At 63.1% G+C, this 15,890-nt stretch carries 17 protein-coding genes; 9 read left to right on the forward strand and 8 right to left on the reverse strand.

Features of this window, described 5'->3' with window-relative positions:
• Positions 1-21: 21 nt before the first annotated feature.
• The 4 genes from Sj15T_RS12370 to Sj15T_RS12385 all read right to left on the reverse strand — a co-directional run bounded on the left by Sj15T_RS12370 (position 22) and on the right by Sj15T_RS12385 (position 4,449).
• Positions 22-1,428: a methyl-accepting chemotaxis protein gene (locus Sj15T_RS12370; RefSeq protein ID WP_013041311.1), complete on the reverse strand. Its 1,407-nt coding sequence runs from the start codon at positions 1,426-1,428 to the stop codon at positions 22-24.
• Positions 1,429-1,550: 122 nt separating this feature from the next.
• On the reverse strand, positions 1,551-2,447 hold the full coding sequence (locus Sj15T_RS12375; protein WP_013041312.1) for a DMT family transporter: 897 nt from the start codon (positions 2,445-2,447) through the stop codon (positions 1,551-1,553).
• On the reverse strand, positions 2,444-2,851 hold the full coding sequence (locus tag Sj15T_RS12380) for an endonuclease domain-containing protein (protein ID WP_041386131.1): 408 nt from the start codon (positions 2,849-2,851) through the stop codon (positions 2,444-2,446). The genes Sj15T_RS12375 and Sj15T_RS12380 overlap by 4 nt, the downstream gene beginning before the upstream one ends.
• 77 nt (positions 2,852-2,928) lie before the next feature.
• Positions 2,929-4,449: a fumarate hydratase gene (locus tag Sj15T_RS12385; protein WP_013041314.1), complete on the reverse strand. Its 1,521-nt coding sequence runs from the start codon at positions 4,447-4,449 to the stop codon at positions 2,929-2,931.
• A 129-nt stretch (positions 4,450-4,578) separates the two neighbouring features.
• Here Sj15T_RS12385 and Sj15T_RS12390 point away from each other — a divergent pair, with 129 nt between their 5' ends.
• Positions 4,579-5,094: a hypothetical protein gene (locus Sj15T_RS12390; protein ID WP_013041315.1), complete on the forward strand. Its 516-nt coding sequence runs from the start codon at positions 4,579-4,581 to the stop codon at positions 5,092-5,094.
• A gap of 42 nt (positions 5,095-5,136) precedes the next feature.
• Here the strand turns inward: Sj15T_RS12390 and Sj15T_RS12395 are convergent, their stop codons facing one another.
• Positions 5,137-5,781, reverse strand: coding sequence for a glutathione S-transferase family protein (locus Sj15T_RS12395; protein ID WP_013041316.1), 645 nt, complete (start codon positions 5,779-5,781; stop codon positions 5,137-5,139).
• A gap of 503 nt (positions 5,782-6,284) precedes the next feature.
• Here Sj15T_RS12395 and Sj15T_RS12400 point away from each other — a divergent pair.
• From Sj15T_RS12400 to Sj15T_RS12415, 4 genes are read left to right on the forward strand one after another with little or no spacing between them, the layout of a single operon-like run.
• On the forward strand, positions 6,285-8,255 hold the full coding sequence (locus Sj15T_RS12400) for a ribonucleoside-diphosphate reductase subunit alpha (RefSeq protein ID WP_049775121.1): 1,971 nt from the start codon (positions 6,285-6,287) through the stop codon (positions 8,253-8,255).
• Positions 8,256-8,277: 22 nt separating this feature from the next.
• A complete protein-coding gene (locus tag Sj15T_RS12405; RefSeq protein ID WP_041386133.1) occupies positions 8,278-8,733 on the forward strand; it encodes a DUF559 domain-containing protein in 456 nt (151 codons plus the stop codon).
• Positions 8,734-8,738: 5 nt separating this feature from the next.
• A complete protein-coding gene (locus tag Sj15T_RS12410; RefSeq protein ID WP_007687962.1) occupies positions 8,739-9,794 on the forward strand; it encodes a ribonucleotide-diphosphate reductase subunit beta in 1,056 nt (351 codons plus the stop codon).
• A 5-nt stretch (positions 9,795-9,799) separates the two neighbouring features.
• Positions 9,800-11,062, forward strand: coding sequence for a hypothetical protein (locus tag Sj15T_RS12415; RefSeq protein WP_013041319.1), 1,263 nt, complete (start codon positions 9,800-9,802; stop codon positions 11,060-11,062).
• On the opposite strand, the gene Sj15T_RS12420 is transcribed toward Sj15T_RS12415, so the two are convergent.
• Entirely contained in the window at positions 11,031-12,395 is a 1,365-nt protein-coding gene (locus Sj15T_RS12420) for a transposase (protein ID WP_013039168.1), read from the reverse strand. The genes Sj15T_RS12415 and Sj15T_RS12420 overlap by 32 nt on opposite strands.
• Positions 12,396-12,986: 591 nt before the next feature.
• Here Sj15T_RS12420 and Sj15T_RS12425 point away from each other — a divergent pair.
• Positions 12,987-13,484, forward strand: coding sequence for a glycine zipper 2TM domain-containing protein (locus Sj15T_RS12425; RefSeq protein WP_007687964.1), 498 nt, complete (start codon positions 12,987-12,989; stop codon positions 13,482-13,484).
• An 85-nt stretch (positions 13,485-13,569) separates the two neighbouring features.
• Here Sj15T_RS12425 and Sj15T_RS12430 read toward each other — a convergent pair whose 3' ends face one another.
• Positions 13,570-14,145: a thermonuclease family protein gene (locus Sj15T_RS12430; protein WP_013041320.1), complete on the reverse strand. Its 576-nt coding sequence runs from the start codon at positions 14,143-14,145 to the stop codon at positions 13,570-13,572.
• A gap of 116 nt (positions 14,146-14,261) precedes the next feature.
• Between Sj15T_RS12430 and Sj15T_RS12435 the strand changes: the two genes are divergently transcribed.
• On the forward strand, positions 14,262-14,654 hold the full coding sequence (locus Sj15T_RS12435; protein WP_013041321.1) for a globin: 393 nt from the start codon (positions 14,262-14,264) through the stop codon (positions 14,652-14,654).
• 26 nt (positions 14,655-14,680) lie between these two features.
• Here Sj15T_RS12435 and Sj15T_RS12440 read toward each other — a convergent pair whose 3' ends face one another.
• Positions 14,681-14,986, reverse strand: a complete 306-nt coding sequence (locus tag Sj15T_RS12440) for a hypothetical protein (RefSeq protein ID WP_013041322.1) — start codon at positions 14,984-14,986, stop codon at positions 14,681-14,683.
• 135 nt (positions 14,987-15,121) lie between these two features.
• Between Sj15T_RS12440 and Sj15T_RS12445 the strand changes: the two genes are divergently transcribed.
• The gene (locus Sj15T_RS12445; RefSeq protein ID WP_013041323.1) at positions 15,122-15,502 is read left to right on the forward strand and encodes a RidA family protein; all 381 of its coding nucleotides are present in this window, start codon (positions 15,122-15,124) and stop codon (positions 15,500-15,502) included.
• A gap of 5 nt (positions 15,503-15,507) precedes the next feature.
• On the forward strand, positions 15,508-15,864 hold the full coding sequence (locus tag Sj15T_RS12450; protein WP_007687974.1) for an ArsC family reductase: 357 nt from the start codon (positions 15,508-15,510) through the stop codon (positions 15,862-15,864).
• Positions 15,865-15,890 lie beyond the last annotated feature (26 nt).

Raw genomic sequence — 15,890 nt, forward strand, 5'->3', positions numbered from 1 at the left:
CTCCAGGGCGGCCGGGAAATCTTACCTGTCCTGGTCCTGATAGGCCATCTGCAAAATCCCCCAATGCCGGCCGCGCACGTGGATGGAGGCGATGACCTGCTTCAGCAGGATGACCTCGCCCACCGCGTTCAGCCGCCGATAGGCCTTGATGCAGAAGGGCTGGGTGATGCGGCACTGTTCCCGCGTGTCGGGATAATCGAAGATCAGCCCCTGGCGCGAATATTCGAAATTCCAGTCGTCGTCGCCCGGCCGCTGCGGATGCGACCGTTCCGGCATGGCGACCGCGCCGAAGCTGTTGCGGTCGGTGAAGGTCATGCCGAACAGCCCCGGAAAGGCGCGCGCCCGTTCCTGCTGCGCCCGCGCCGCCGGGATCAGCACCGGCTGCACCGGGTGGCTATATTGCGCCGGCTGCGTGCCGGGAATCGGCATATAGGTTTCGCTGAACAATTCGCCTTCCGTCAGCCGGCCTTCCGCCAGGGCCAGTTCCAGCGCGTCGCTCACCGTGCGGGCCGCGTCCAGGCAGAAGTCGATATAGGGCGTGTCGGCGATCTCGACGCCGCTTTCCGCCACCAGTTGCAGCAGCCGGTTGGTGTCGTCGCTGGCGGTGGAGATGCGGCCGGACAGCCTTTGCAGGCCCCCGGCATTGTCGGTCGATGTGCTCGCCAGCGCCGCCAGCCCGCCGCGAATCTCGCCCGCCGATCCGACGATGGAGGCGATGCGTTCGGCGACGGTTTCGCTGTTGCTGGAGAGGTCCGCCATCAGCGCGCCCAGCCGTTCGACCAGCAGTTCGATGTTCTTGGTGTCGTTGAGCGCGGTGCGCGCAGTTTCCGCGCCGTGGACGATGCCCTCCAGCATCTTGCCCGCCTCGCCGGTCAGGGCGCCGATCGACTGGTCGATGGTCTGGGTGGCGGTCGCGGTTTCCTGCGCCAGTTTCTTGACCTCCGCCGCCACGACGGCGAAGCCGCGCCCGGCGTCGCCGGCCCGCGCCGCCTCTATGGTGGCGTTCAGCGCCAGCAAATTGGTCTGGCTGGCGATGCCGCTGATGACGCTGGTCACATGGGCGACGGTCTTCAGCGCCTCGCGAAAGCCGTCGAGCTGGGCGTGGACGCTGCTCACCCGTTCGATCAGGTCGACGAAATTGCCGTTGGCGTCCGACAATTGGCGCCCGGAATCCTGGATGATGCCGCGGGCCGCCACGGCCTTTTCGCGCGCGTCCTGCCCCACCAGCGCCACGCTTTCGCCGTCGCGGGAAAGCTGCGCCGCCGCGCCGCTGATCGCCTCTATGGTGCGGGCCTGGTTGGTGACGCGATCCGCCAGTTCGCTGATGTCCGCCTGCAGGTCGAGCGTGCGGATGCCCAGGTCGCCCGACAACTCGGCCACCTTCTTCACCGCCTGTTCGACGTTCCGGTTTCTTGCCTGGCTTTCCACGCAATCCGGCTATCGGACGTTGGTAAAATATCCGTTAGCGATGCGGCGGGCCGTTGGCCGAACTCACTCCGTTCGTCCTGAGCAGCATTGAGCGCAGTGGAAATGGCGCATCGAAGGGCTGGTTAAAGCGCCCCCATCAAGGCCAGCACCACCCCGCCCACCACCAGCATCAGCCCCATGACCTCGCTGCGCGCCATCCGCTCGCCCAGGTAGAAATGGCCGAAGCCCAGGGTGAAGGCGACCTCCACCTGCCCCACGATCCGCACCAGCGCGACCGGCGCGGTGGCGAAGCCGGTGAACCAGCAGGCCGAACCCAGCGCGGACAGCAGCCCCACCTGCCCCGAAATCCTCCAGCCGCGCAGCACCCGGCGCATCTGCTCCGGCTCCCGCAGCAGCAGATAGCCGCCCTGCATCGCCGCCTGCATCGCGACCGTCGCCGCCAGCACGACCAGCGCCGCCAGCACGGGGTCGTCGCCGCCCGCCATCTGCGTCGCCCGCCGGACGGCGACGGCGGTCAGCGCGAAGAAGAAACCCGAAGCGATCCCGCACAGCGCCGCCGGCTGCCCCAGCGACCGGACGAACCCCGCCTGCCTGCCGCCCGCCGACAGCAGCATGACGCCCATCACCCCGCAACCGATCCCCGCCCATGTCAGCGGATGCAGCCGCTCCCCCATCAGCAGGAAGGACAATATGGCCCCCTGCACCGCCTCCGTCTTGGAATAGGCGGTGCCGACGACGAAATTGCGATGGGCGAAGGCCATGATCAGCAAATTGGTCGCAATGATCTGCGCCAACCCGCCCCCCAGGCAAAAGAGCAGGAAAGACGCATCGGGAACGGGCCAGGGCCCGCCAAAAACCAGCCGATACCCACCCAACAGCATCAGCGCGAAAGGCAGCCCATAAAGATAACGCACCACCCCCGCCGCATTGACGGACAGATCATGACTGACCCGCCGCTGCACCGCCGTCCGCCAGGCCTGCGCCACCCCCGCCAACAAAGCCGCCGGAAGCCAGATCACTTATTCCTCCCCATCGAAAGATGGGGAGGGGGACCAGCCGCAGGCTGGTGGAGGGGAAATGCGCGACATTGGTGCAGGACATGCACCGTCACGGCTTCAAACTCCCGAAGCACGTCGACAGCCCTGATCCGCAGAACACGGATGTTCTGAGCGTTGAGCCAAGCATCCCGTCGTTCATCCCGAACCACTCGTTCGGCGCTATCATGCCCGGAGCCATCGACCTCCACCCCCAGCCGCGCCGACGCACAATAAAAGTCCAGCACGAAAGGCCCGACCGGATGCTGCCGCCGGAATTTCATCCCCTCAGGCCGCTCCCGCATCCATTGCCAGAGCCTGATCTCCGGCGGCGTCAGGGCGCGGCGCAATCCCCGCGCCTGCGCCACCGTCTTCCTTTTGGGAGGCATCGCGCCCTTTCCCCTCCACCATTTGCTACGCAAACGGTCCCCCTCCCCATGCAAGCATGGGGAGGATCAAGAAAGCCTCACGCCTTTTCGAGCAGGCCTTCCTTCCGGATCTTCTCCTGCCACACCAGCGGGGCGAGCCGGTGGACATTCTGGCCTTCGCTGTCGACGGCGACGGTCACGGGCATGTCCTGCACCTCGAACTCGTAGATCGCCTCCATGCCCAGATCCTCGAAGCCGACCACCTTGGCTGCCTTGATCGCCCGCGCCACCAGATAGGCCGCGCCGCCGACCGCCATCAGATAGGCGCTCTTATGCCTGGCGATGCTATCCGTCGCCGCAGGCCCGCGCTCCGCCTTGCCGACGCACGCCGCCAAGCCCTGCTCCAGCATCATGTCCATGAACTTGTCCATGCGCGTCGCGGTCGTCGGCCCGGCCGGCCCCACCACTTCGTCGCGCACCGGATCGACCGGGCCGACATAATAGATGACGCGGCCCTTGAAATCGACCGGCAGTTCCTCGCCCTTGGCCAGCATGTCCTGAATCCGCTTGTGCGCCGCGTCGCGCCCGGTCAGCATCTTGCCGTTCAGCAGCAGCCGGTCGCCATGCTTCCAGCTTTGCACCACTTCGGGCGTCAGCTTGTCCAGGTCGACCCGGATCGCCTCCTTGCTCGGCTTCCAGTCCACCTGCGGCCATTCCGAAATCTTCGGCGCCTCCAGATAGGCCGGACCCGACCCGTCCAGCGTGAAATGCGCATGGCGGGTCGCCGCGCAGTTCGGGATCATCGCCACCGGCTTGCCCGCCGCATGGCAGGGATAGTCGTAGATCTTGACGTCCAGGATGGTCGAAAGCCCGCCCAGCCCCTGCGCGCCGATGCCCAGCGCGTTGACCTTGTCGAAAATCTCGATCCGCAGCCGTTCGATGTCGTTCTGCGGCCCGCGCGCCTTCAATTCGCCCATGTCGATGGGCTCCATCAGCGATTCCTTGGCCAGCGCCACCGCCTTTTCCGCCGTGCCGCCGATGCCGATGCCCAGCATGCCGGGCGGGCACCAGCCCGCGCCCATCTGCGGGATCATCTCCAGCACCCAGTCGACGATGGAATCGCTGGGGTTCATCATCTTGAACTTGGTCTTGTTCTCCGACCCGCCGCCCTTGGCCGCGACGTCGACGATCACCTTGTCGCCCGGCACCATCTCGACATTCAGCACGCAGGGCGTGTTGTCCTTGGTATTGACGCGGCTGAACGCCGGGTCTTTCAGGATCGAGGCGCGCAGCCGGTTTTCGGGGTTGAGGTAAGCGCGGCGCACGCCCTCGTCGATCACCTCCTGCATGGAACGGCTGTTGTCGTCCAGGCGGCAGTCCATGCCCCATTTGACGAAGACGTTGACGATGCCGGTGTCCTGGCAGATCGGGCGGTGCCCCTCGGCGCACATGCGGCTGTTGGTCAGGATCTGGGCGATGGCGTCCTTCGCCGCCGGATTGGCCTCCGCCTCATAGGCTTTGCCCAATGCGCGGATATAATCCATCGGATGATAGTAGCTGATGAACTGGAGCGCGTCGGCCACGCTCTCGATCAGATCGGCGGTTTTGATGACGGTCATCTACCCTGGTCCCTAATCTAAAGGCCCGCCCGGCGCGGCAGGTCCATGCAGGGGAGCGGCTAGTAGGGAATCGCGCGCGAGTCCAGTGGCGGGAGGGAGCCGGGCGTCCGCCCCAGGCGTTTCCCGGCCATGCCCCGCGCGCTCAAGACCTATCGCACCGCCATCGGATTCCACGACGCCTATGTCGCCGCGCCCAGCCAGAAGGCGGCGCTGGAGGCCTGGGGCGCCGACGCCAATCTGTTCGCCCGCGGCGTGGCGGAGGTCGTGACCGATCCCGCGCTGACCGCCGAGCCGCTCGCCCATCCGGGCAAGGTCATCAAGCGGCCCCGCGGTTCCATGGCGGAGCATCTCGCGGCTTTGCCGGCGGAAAGGCCCGCAGGCTCCGGGAAAGCGACGGCGCGCAAGGCGGCGAAGCCCGAACCCCGCCCCGATCGCGCGCCGCTGGACGAGGCGGAGGAAGCGCTGGCGGCGCTCGACCGGCGGCAGGAAGCGGAAAGCCGGCGGCTGGCCCGCCGCGAAGCCGCCCTCCGGCGCGAGCGGCAGGAACTGGAACAACGACATGGGGCCGAAAGGCGCCGACTGGAAAAAGCCCGCGATACGGCCGCCGGGCGCTATGAACGCGCGCTCAAGGCGTGGAAGGGCTGAGGCCCGACCCGCGGGCCGCCATGGGCTGAATCCCCACACGCCCTAATCCGCGAAGGGAAACATGGGCCACCACGGCTCCTTTTCCCGCAGCACCCGCGCGAAGCTCTCCCGCGCCTCCAGCCGTTCAAGATAGGCGCGCAGTGCCGGAAACCCGCCCCGCATCGGCTCGATCTTGTCGGCATAGAACAGGGCCGGCGCCGCCGCGCAATCGGCCAGGGTGAAATCGTCCCCCGCCGCCCAGCGCCGTCCCGCCATCCGCGCCTCCAGCAGCGCATAGGCCTTGCCCAGCATCCGCCGCGCTTCCCCCACGCCATGGGAATCGCGGGCGACGCCCTGGGGCCGGATCTTGTCGGCGACGATCGCCTGCATCGGCGTCATCACATAGATGTCGAACAGCCGGTCCATCAGCCGAACCTCCAGCGCCGCGTCGGCATCTTCGGGAATCGGCCGGAAGGGCCCCGGACGATGCCGTCCCAGATATTCTATGATGATGCTGGTTTCCGCGACCGTCCTGTCCCGCGTCTCGTCCCGCAGCACCGGGAACTTCCCCAGCGGCCACAGCGCCAGCCACGCCTCCGCCACGGCCGGGTCGTCCAGCATGCGCGGCTCGAACGGGGTGCCGTTCTCGTAAAGGGCGATCAGCACCTTCCAACTGCAGGAGGAGAGGGGGTGGTAATAGAGAATCATGTCGGCTCCTCTCGTCTCGCGTCGGCCATTGCTCGTGCCGCTCCGTTCCCCCCTATCTGTCATGCATTCGTCGCGAAACGCCATGGGTGGAATCGCCCGGCCCAGCAATTGCGTGGCAAGCCAAATTTATTTTCCGGGCCAAATTGTTCCCCTTGCCTTTTGCAAAGCCAAGGAAAGTCCGCGCGTCGCTGCGCTGCGCCGTGCCGCAACGTCGACGAAACGAGTCTCAGCGTCGATGAGTTGAGTCTCCGAACCGTCATTTACCCCCTTGAAAGGAAATGAAGCTGTGGCACTATCCCTTGTATCGGGTTAACGGGGGTTACCCAACAGATTGTGATCGAACCAACCGGGCCGCTTCCCGGAGGGAGGCTGTTTTTGCCCTTGCGATCGCGCCTGCTGGCCCCATCTCCGTGCCTGACCGGGTCGATAATGCTATATTCGTTCGGCCCGGCCGGCAGCGGCTTGACCGAATCGAACGAAACAGGAACATTCGGGAGCTGGTCATGGATTTTCGAGACAGCGAACAGGTGAGTGCAAGCGACGTGGCAACCGTGATTGACGAAGTGGTCGAAACCGTGGCGGACAAGAAGAAGGCTCCCGTTCCCGCCGAGGGGGCGCTGGTCGATGGGGCGCCTGCGCCCAAGGCCGACCCGACGCCGGATTCCTCCACCGTGCTGGAGCGCCGCTTCCATGTCGTGACCGACGCCAGCCGCGACGCGCTGCTGACCGATTTCGGCAAGGACACGTTGCAGGACCGCTATCTGCTGCCCGGCGAATCCTATCAGGATCTGTTCGCCCGCGTCGCCGCCGCCTATGCCGACGACGCCGACCATGCCCAGCGCGTCTACGACTATATCTCGCGCCTCTGGTTCATGCCCGCCACGCCCGTCCTGTCGAACGGCGGCACCGGGCGCGGCCTGCCGATCAGTTGCTATCTCAACAGCGTGGACGACAGCCTGGAAGGCATCGTCAACACCTGGAACGAGAATGTCTGGCTGGCCAGCCGGGGCGGCGGCATCGGCACCTATTGGGGCAATGTGCGCGGCATCGGGGAGCCGGTGGGCCTGAACGGCAAGACCAGCGGCATCATCCCCTTCGTGCGCGTGATGGACAGCCTTACCCTCGCGATCAGCCAGGGCAGCCTGCGTCGCGGCTCGGCCGCCTGCTATCTCGACATCTCCCATCCGGAGATCGAGGAGTTCCTCGAAATCCGCAAGACCAGCGGCGACTTCAACCGCAAGGCGCTGAACCTGCACCATGGCGTCCTGCTGACCGACGAATTCATGGAGGCGGTGCGCGACGGCAAGGAATTCGCCCTACGCAGCCCGAAGGACCAGTCGGTGCGCGGCAGCGTCAACGCCCGCGCCCTGTTCCAGAAGCTGGTGGAGGTCCGCCTCGCCACCGGCGAACCCTATATCGTCTTCAACGACACCGTGAACCGCACGATGCCCAAGCATCACCGCGATCTAGGGCTCAAGGTGTCGACCTCCAACCTCTGTTCCGAAATCACTTTGCCGACGGGTCGCGACCATATCGGCAATGACCGCACGGCCGTCTGCTGTCTTTCCTCTCTCAACCTGGAAACCTGGGACGAGTGGAAGGACGACAGGCAGTTTGTCGAGGATGTCATGCGCTTCCTCGACAATGTGCTGCAGGACTATATCGACCGCGCGCCGCCGGAAATGGCGCGGGCGAAATATAGTGCGAGCCGTGAACGGTCGGTGGGCCTGGGGGTCATGGGGTTCCACTCCTTCCTCCAGGCCCGCGGACTTCCCTTCGAAGGGGCGATGGCCAAATCGTGGAACCTGCGCATCTTCAAGCATGTCAACGAGAAGGTGAACGAAGCCTCGATGCAGCTCGCGGTCGAGCGCGGCCCGTGCCCGGACGCCGCCGACATGGGCGTGATGGAGCGTTTCTCCTGCAAGATGGCGATCGCGCCGACCGCGTCGATCAGCATCATCTGCGGCGGCGCGTCGGCCTGCATCGAACCGATCCCGGCGAACATCTACACGCACAAGACGCTGTCCGGCAGCTTCGCGGTGAAGAATCCATACCTCGAAAAGCTGCTGGTGGCGAAGGCCAAGGACAGCACGGCGGTCTGGAACTCGATCCTGGAAAAGGGCGGCAGCGTCCAGCATCTCGACTTCCTGAGCCAGGAGGAAAAGGACGTCTTCAAGACCAGTTTCGAGATCGACCAGCGCTGGCTGCTCGAACTGGCCGCCGACCGCACGCCCTATATCGACCAGGCGCAGTCGCTCAACCTCTTCATCCCCGCCGACGTGGAGAAATGGGATCTGCTGATGCTCCACTACCGGGCATGGGAACTGGGCATCAAGTCGCTCTATTATCTGCGCTCCAAGTCCGTCCAGCGCGCCGGCTTCGCGGGCGGCGTGGAAGCCGACAACACCATCGACGCCCCCAAATTCGAAATCGGCGAGACCACCGACTATGACGAGTGCCTCGCCTGCCAGTGATCCAAGAATCTCCTCTCCCCTTGTGGGAGAGGAAGGGGCCCGCGCGGCAAAGCCGCGTGGGAAGGCGAGGGGTAAGGCCCCAAACCCGACGATCGCCCGCGCGAGAGAACTGCGCCGCAATGCAACCGACGCCGAGAAACGCCTCTGGACTCTCCTCCGCGAAAAGTTGCCGAGCGCCAGGTTCCGCCGCCAGGTTCCCATCGGCCCCTATTTCGCGGACTTCGCCTCTCACGCCGCCCGCCTGATCATCGAACTGGACGGCGGCCAGCATGACGAGGCGGCAGACGCGCCCCGCACGGCCTTTCTCCAACAGGAAGGCTATCGCGTGATCCGCTTCTGGAACCATGATGTGATGCAAAATCCCGAAGGCGCGCTGGCACGGATAGCGATCTTCACCCCTCACCCTCCCATCGCTGACGCGATGGGCCCCTCCCTCTCCCACAAGGGGAGAGGGTCTGGTATAAAATCCTCGGAGTAACCACCATGCCCCTTCTTCAAGCCAGCAAGGTCTACAAGCCCTTCGAATATCCCTGGGCCTATGAGTTCTGGAAGCGCCAGCAGCAGCTTCACTGGCTGCCGGAGGAAGTGCCGCTGGGCGAGGATTGCCGCGACTGGGCGCAGAAGCTCAGCGACCATGAGCGCAACCTGCTGACGCAGATCTTCCGCTTCTTCACCCAGGCGGACGTGGAGGTGCAGGACTGCTACCACGAAAAATACGGCCGCGTGTTCAAGCCGACCGAAATCAAGATGATGCTGACCGCCTTCAGCAACATGGAGACGGTCCACATCGCCGCCTATTCGCACCTGCTCGACACCATCGGCATGCCGGAAAGCGAATATAGCGCCTTCATGCAATATAAGGAGATGAAGGACAAACACGACTATCTCCAGCAGTTCGGCGTCGACACGGACGAGGACATCGCCAAGACGCTGGCCATGTTCGGCGGCTTCACCGAAGGGTTGCAGCTTTTCGCCAGCTTCGCGATGCTGATGAACTTCCCGCGCTTCAACAAGATGAAGGGCATGGGCCAGATCGTAAGCTGGTCGGTCCGCGACGAGACGCTGCACTGCGAGGGCATCGTCCGCCTCTTCCACGCCTTCGTGAAGGAACGCGACTGCCTGACCGCCTCGGTCAAGGACGACATCATGGACATGTGCCAGAAGACGGTGCGGATCGAGGACGCCTTCGTCGACCTGGTCTTCGAAATGGGCCCGGTGCCCGGCATGACGCCCAAGGACATCAAGAAATATGTCCGCTACATCGCCGACTGGCGCCTGGGGCAACTGGGCCTGAAACCCATCTACATGATCGACGAACACCCCCTCCCCTGGCTGACCCCGCTGCTGAACGGCGTGGAGCACGCCAACTTCTTCGAAACCCGCGCCACCGAATATTCGAAGGCGGCGACCCGCGGCCAGTGGAACGACGTCTGGGACGCCTTCGACCGCCGCGCCAAGCTGAAAGGCGGCGAAGCAGCCAACGCGGATGAAGCGGGCGATCCGGACATGTTCAAGGCGGCGGGCATCGCGGCGGAGTGAGCAGCATGGGCTATCTCGGTACAATTGGATCGTTTGGTGACGTTGCAGCCGAGGATGATGATGCCGTTTTATCCTATTTTCTTAAGACTGAAGCGGTCGACAGAATTGAGTCTGGTGATTGCTATGCAGTCATCGGACGAAAAGGGTCGGGAAAAACAGCCCTAACTAAGTACTTTTCTCAGCCGCGCAAAGAGTATGTTACTACAGCGCCAAGCTTAAGAGATTACCCGTGGAATCTCCATGCTCGTCGCAAGAATATTGGAGCGTCTGAAATTGAAAGTTACGTTAGCGCATGGCGATATTTGATTGCGGTAAAAGCAATATCAGTAATTCTTGAACAAAGAAGTATGTCAACTATGACAGACTCTCAGCGGGCTGCAAGAGAGTTTCTCAATGAAAACTATGGCGGCATCGTCCCCAGCCTAAGTGATATATTATCCCCTCCCCGATGGCGAGTGGGTAAAACAATATTTTCTCCTCAAGCTTTTGGGGTTGCTGTAGGCAGCATAGAATTTGAGAGTGAGAATGGCTCAATTTCTCCAGAAATAGATACCTTGACTAATATATTACTTCGCACTGCCGTTACTATTGCTAATCAGGCTGGATTGAAAAAAGTTTGCATTCATTTCGATGAGCTTGATCAAGGGCTCAGTCAATTGGATGAATCTAGGAAACAGATGATCATCGGCCTCATTCTGGCAATTCGATCAATTCGAGGCAGAAAAGAGGGAGATATCATCTACCCCGTTTGCTACGTGAGAACCGATATCTGGGATGAACTAAGATTTTCGGATAAAAACAAAGTTTCACAGTCTTCTGCAGTATATCTTGAATGGGATCAAAATTCCTTACTTGAGATGGTTGATGAAAGAATTAGAGTAAAGCTCGGAAAGGGTTTCTCTTGGAATGACATAGAAGATGAAGCTTTGATGCGCGGCTCTCAAAGCAAATGGAGTCATATTGTATCAAGAACTTTCATGAGACCAAGAGATGTTATTCAGTTTCTTAACTTTGCGACGCAAAAAGCCCTGAAAGAATTACCGGACGCTGACGGCTTTGATAACAACGATATCCAAGCTGCCCGTGAGCCATATTCGCGCTATCTAAAGCAAGAACTCGATGATGAAATAGGGCCGCATTGGGCAAAATGGGGTGATGCACTACAAGCATGTTCCGAGTTGGCTACTATCACATTTACACGGGAGGCTTTTAGCAGCGCGGTGACGAAGTCGGTTTTCAGCCGGGTCTGTCAGCGCCTTCAGGGGTAAAAACGATGAGGAGCATGGCCCTTTCTCCGTCGAACTCGGCGACGAGGGCGATGACGAGCGCAACATCGGTCTGAACTACGAACAAGAATGCCTTGGATGCGCCCCTGGCGCCCCTCGGAGTGCCGCAACCGAACAGGGCGCGCATGAGAATGCCAAGATTGAACCCGGCGACGTGGATCAAATAACGCTTGTGAACATTCTCGCGCCCGCGCAGCCACGCGCGGCGCATGCCGCCGCGATCCAGGACGTGGGCAAAGCTACGCTCGACCATCTCACCACGCTTGCGCATCGCCTTGCGTCCGACGGCGGATTTCAGGCGAGACCGATTGGCGTAGACGGCCTTCTGGGCAGCCTCGTCGCCGTGCCAGCGCAGATATCCATTCGGCGGTGCCGGCTCGGCGATGCGCGTCTTCCAGATGTCGCCGTCGAGACCCTTGAGGAGCTCGCGCGAATGATAGCCTTTATCGGTCACAAGATCGCAGGGATCCCCGGACGTCGGCGCCAGGCCAATGTCGGCGAGGTTGCGTGCTGCCGTCTCCAGCGTGGCGTCGAGCGTTGTCGTGTCGCCCTTGTCGGCCGGGTGGATCGGCGCTGCCACGATAACACCCGTGTCGAGATCGACCGCGTGTTCGGGCTTGTAGGCCAGACGCGTCGAGCCGTTCTTCATCCGCGCGACCTTCGCGTCGGGATCGGTCTTGCTCGCCCAGTCCGCATTCGACAGCTTCTTGCCCTTGCGTTTGCGATCGAGCCGGACAAGGTCGTCGATCGTCGGCGTGTCGATGCCGCTCTCTTGCGCCATGCGCACCAGCATCTCGCGGTAGGTCTCGCCATTGTCACGCCGCACGATGGTACGCAGCGCGGCGTTCGCCTCCATGGTCGAGCCATCGACGCCGATCCGCTCGCCTTTCACCAGATCGTGCCCGGCGACGAGGGCCAGTACCCAGCCGAAGATCTGGTCATGTACCTCGTGCGGCAGGCGGCTCCGCGTCTTCGACAACCAGCTATGATCAGGGACCTTGTCGCGGCTCGACAGTCGCAGGAACTCCCGCAGCGACAGCGAATCCGAACAGCGCCAGACAATCCCGCGTTCGCTGTCGATGCCCTCGAAATAGCCGATCAGCAGCATGCGGAAATAGCGGCCCGGCGGCAGCGACGGGGCTCCCATCCGCGGCGCATAATAGGGCTTGCACGTCTTCTCGACAAAGCCATCGAAGCCCGCCTCGGCCAGCAGCTTCTGGAGCTTGTCGTAGAAAACATGCCCCGGTGAACGCGGTATCTCCGCCCACGTCACGATCAAATCGGACTGGACCTCGCTATCACGCCCCATCGCCATCGCCGCTAACCCGCCAGACAATCCCACTGCCGCACTGAATCAGCCACCGCCGACTTCGTCAACGGCCTGTTAGGGAAGCATACCAGCGGCGTAAGTCCTCTCAAAACCCATATGATGCGGATGAAGCGTTAGAAGTTCTGTACGGTTTCTCAGTTATTGGTTATCGTCGTGGTATTGGCAGGGGAGGCAGCGGGTGGGTATTCCAGTATAGCGATCCAGATGCCGGCTGGGATAATGGCGCTACCCGTCTCAAAGTCCATCTAGGCCTGAAAGAATTTCTGAAATTGCGAGAAGAGCGTTCAAATTGAACCTCATACTCTCATGGCCCAAAATTAATCATGCTCGGTGCCACCTTCTCCTCCTCTTTCACCGCTGGAAGGGGCTTATGTGGGTCATTGGCAATTCAATTCGTTTTACCTCCGACGAGCGCCCCGTCCAGAACACGACAGGGCAAGGGGCTGACCCACCTCAATACCATCCTCTAAAACCCATCCGCTCCTGACCTCTAAATGAACGCCTCGTTTTGTTCCGTTCATGCAACATTTATCCGCTTTAGGTTGTTCTCCCTCATCATAACCAAGGGAGCCTGAGATGAAGTTCACCCTGAAAACCGCCCTTGCCGCCCTGTCCCTCGGCGCCGTGACGTTGAGCGCGGCCCCCGCCGCCGCTGATCCGCCGCCCTGGGCCGGGCACGGCAAGAAGCATAATCCCGGCCACGGCCGCAACGACTGGAAGCATGGCGGCAAGCATGACCGTTACCAGCGCCCAGGCCGCGTGATCTACAGCTATGACTGGAACCGTCCGGACCCGCGCTATGGCCGCTATTACCGGCCCGACCGCTATTATCGCGGCGGCTATGAGCCGATCCGCGTGACCCGCTCGACGCGCATCTATCGCGGCTATGACGACCGCTATTATTGCCGCCGCTCGGACGGCACGACCGGCCTGATCGTCGGCGCGGCGCTGGGCGGCCTGCTCGGCGGCCAGCTCGACCGGGGTTATTCCAACACGGCGGGCATCCTCATCGGCGCGGGCGCGGGCGCTCTGCTCGGCCGCGAAATCGACCGCGGCAATCTGAGCTGCCGCTAAAAAACGGAAAGGCTGAGGGAGCCGCCCTCCCTCAGCCCTCCTTCAACGCCAGGCCGATCAGCACGGGCCGATCAATGCCGGGCAATCAACACCACGGATGCCGCGCCCCGTCCCATTCCCGCGCCAACCCTTCGGCCACCAGCATCTCGCCGATCGACTGCCCGCCCCGCGTCACCACCCGCAGCGCCCGCCCATAGCGGTCCGTCTCCCGATCGCCGCTTTCCAGCGAGAAGGGACCGGCGTTCATCAACTGCTGCAATCGCTGCGTCGCCCGCGCCCCCAGCGCCGCTTCCTGGGCGCAGCGCGGCCCGTGCGTTTCGGGCGCGTCTATGTCCATCACCCTTATCTTTTCGCCGCGGAACCAGAAGGTGTCCCCGTCGACCACGCAATCGGCGCCGCCGCCGACATGGCAGAAGCCGAACCGCGCCGACAGCTTGTCCCCCGCGACGGGCGACGCCACCTCCCGCCAACTGCTCTGGAAGCGCTGCGCCAGATCCGGCCCGAACCAGCCCAGGCCCGCGCCCATCAGAACCCCGCCGATCACCAGCATGGCGACGGAAGGCCCCTTGGGCTTCCTGGGTCGCAGGCGTCCGCGCCCGGCCCGGCGCGCCTGCGCCAGCCAGATCACCTCATTGCGCGTCTTCCTGGTTCCTCGGCTCATGACGCGGCCATAACGAAAGGCGTCCCTGCCGTCTCGCGTCAAAAGCGCGCGATTTGATCCATATCATTGACCCGCGGGCACAGGCCGCCACGCTGGCCCGACCAGCAGGAGGCCCCATGACCACCCCCTATGCCCGCATCGGCGGCGAGGCGACCGTCGCCGCCATCGCCAACCGCTTCTACGACCTGATCGACCGGGACCGCGCCTATGCCGATCTGCGCGCCATCCATGCGGCGGACCTGCGCGCCGTGCGCCATGGCCTCACCCGTTTCCTGGCGGGATGGTCGGGCGGTCCGCGCGACTGGTTCGAACGCGGCCAGTGCATCATGTCGCTGCACCGCGCCTTCCCGATCACCGCGGGGCTGGCGGATCAATGGTCCGCCGCCATGACCCGCGCCATAAAGGCGCAACCGGGCATCGACCCGCAACTCGCCGCCGCCATGGCCGATGCGCTCGGCCATATGGCGCGGGGGATGATCAACCTGTCGCTGGACCAGAACGCGGCTTAGCCGGATAGCAGGCCGGCGGCCGGACCTTATTCCTCGTCCTCGGTCGGCCCCAATATATCCTCCTCATCGTCCATCTGCGGTTCGCCGGCGAAGGCGTCATTGTCGATCCGGCCGGATCGGTTCATTTCCTCCATCCGCTCGACCAGATCGGGCGTGTCGTCGGGAATGATCTGCGCGGGATTGGGCCGCCCGCCGCGCTCGCTGTCCTCGGCCAGGTCCGTCGACCGCGCCCGCGCCTCTTCGGCCACGTCCTGCGCCTGCGAACCTGCTTCGGCCTGTTCGTCATTTTCCTCCCCCGCGTCGGGGAAGGGGCTGTCGTCGGGTCGGTTCATGCTCTGTCTCCTTCCTCGCTCCAACGGCCGGCGGCCCGCGCCGTTCCCGCCGGGCAAAAGGCGCTGGACAGCATCCTGCGAACGGGGCAAGAGCCGCAGCGATCCTTTTCGCTCCGTTCTGCACAGGGAACTTCCATGCCCCGCCAGCTCATTTCCTCCGGCTCGCCTTTCGAGGCGCAGGTCGGCTATTCGCGCGCCGTCGTCCAGGGCGACTGGTGCTTCGTCGCCGGCACCACCGGCACCGATCCCGAAACAAAGGCCATGCCCGAATCTGTCGTCGACCAGGGCAAGAATGCGCTGAAGGTCATCGGCCGGGCGCTGGAGGAGGCGGGCTTCTCCTTCGCGGACGTGGTGCGCGTCACCTATTACATCACGGACCCCGCCTATTGGGACGTGCTGGGGGAGGCGACCGCGCCGGTCTTCGGCGACATCCGCCCCGCCGCAAGCTGCATCGTCACCGGCCTCATCAAGCCGGAGATGAAGATCGAGATCGAAGTCACCGCGTTCAAGGGATAACGGCCATGCTGACCATGTACGGCATCAAGAATTGCGACACGATCAAGAAGGCGCGCAATTTCCTGGACAATAGCGGCAAGCCCTACAGCTTCCACGACTACAAGGTGTCGGGCGTCGACAAGGCGAAGCTGGAGGAATGGGTGATGGAGCATGGGTGGGAAACCATCCTCAACCGTTCCGGCACCACCTTTAAGGCGCTGGACGCGGGCGACAAGGCGCATATCGATTCGGAAAAGGCGATTCTGCTGATGATGAGCAATCCCTCGATGATCAAGCGCCCGATCCTGGACCTGGGCGACCGCACCATCGTCGGTTTCAAGGCGACGACCTATGAGGACGCTCTGGAGGGCGTGAAGGCATGATTTTGAGGGGGATGCTCCGAACATTC

It is taken from the genome of Sphingobium sp. TA15 (genome assembly GCF_037101235.1).
In the GTDB taxonomy this organism is placed as follows: domain Bacteria; phylum Pseudomonadota; class Alphaproteobacteria; order Sphingomonadales; family Sphingomonadaceae; genus Sphingobium; species Sphingobium indicum.

What these genes read in the sequence shown, in the direction of transcription:
- Sj15T_RS12380 (WP_041386131.1), bottom strand. Translation starts at nt 2,851, where the DNA reads ATGCCTCCCAAAAGGAAGACGGTGGCGCAGGCGCGGGGATTGCGCCGC.
- Sj15T_RS12385 (WP_013041314.1), bottom strand. Translation starts at nt 4,449, where the DNA reads ATGACCGTCATCAAAACCGCCGATCTGATCGAGAGCGTGGCCGACGCG.
- Sj15T_RS12390 (WP_013041315.1), top strand. Translation starts at nt 4,579, where the DNA reads ATGCCCCGCGCGCTCAAGACCTATCGCACCGCCATCGGATTCCACGAC.
- Sj15T_RS12395 (WP_013041316.1), bottom strand. Translation starts at nt 5,781, where the DNA reads ATGATTCTCTATTACCACCCCCTCTCCTCCTGCAGTTGGAAGGTGCTG.
- Sj15T_RS12400 (WP_049775121.1), top strand. Translation starts at nt 6,285, where the DNA reads ATGGATTTTCGAGACAGCGAACAGGTGAGTGCAAGCGACGTGGCAACC.
- Sj15T_RS12410 (WP_007687962.1), top strand. Translation starts at nt 8,739, where the DNA reads ATGCCCCTTCTTCAAGCCAGCAAGGTCTACAAGCCCTTCGAATATCCC.
- Sj15T_RS12415 (WP_013041319.1), top strand. Translation starts at nt 9,800, where the DNA reads ATGGGCTATCTCGGTACAATTGGATCGTTTGGTGACGTTGCAGCCGAG.
- Sj15T_RS12420 (WP_013039168.1), bottom strand. Translation starts at nt 12,395, where the DNA reads ATGGCGATGGGGCGTGATAGCGAGGTCCAGTCCGATTTGATCGTGACG.
- Sj15T_RS12425 (WP_007687964.1), top strand. Translation starts at nt 12,987, where the DNA reads ATGAAGTTCACCCTGAAAACCGCCCTTGCCGCCCTGTCCCTCGGCGCC.
- Sj15T_RS12430 (WP_013041320.1), bottom strand. Translation starts at nt 14,145, where the DNA reads ATGAGCCGAGGAACCAGGAAGACGCGCAATGAGGTGATCTGGCTGGCG.
- Sj15T_RS12435 (WP_013041321.1), top strand. Translation starts at nt 14,262, where the DNA reads ATGACCACCCCCTATGCCCGCATCGGCGGCGAGGCGACCGTCGCCGCC.
- Sj15T_RS12440 (WP_013041322.1), bottom strand. Translation starts at nt 14,986, where the DNA reads ATGAACCGACCCGACGACAGCCCCTTCCCCGACGCGGGGGAGGAAAAT.
- Sj15T_RS12445 (WP_013041323.1), top strand. Translation starts at nt 15,122, where the DNA reads ATGCCCCGCCAGCTCATTTCCTCCGGCTCGCCTTTCGAGGCGCAGGTC.
- Sj15T_RS12450 (WP_007687974.1), top strand. Translation starts at nt 15,508, where the DNA reads ATGCTGACCATGTACGGCATCAAGAATTGCGACACGATCAAGAAGGCG.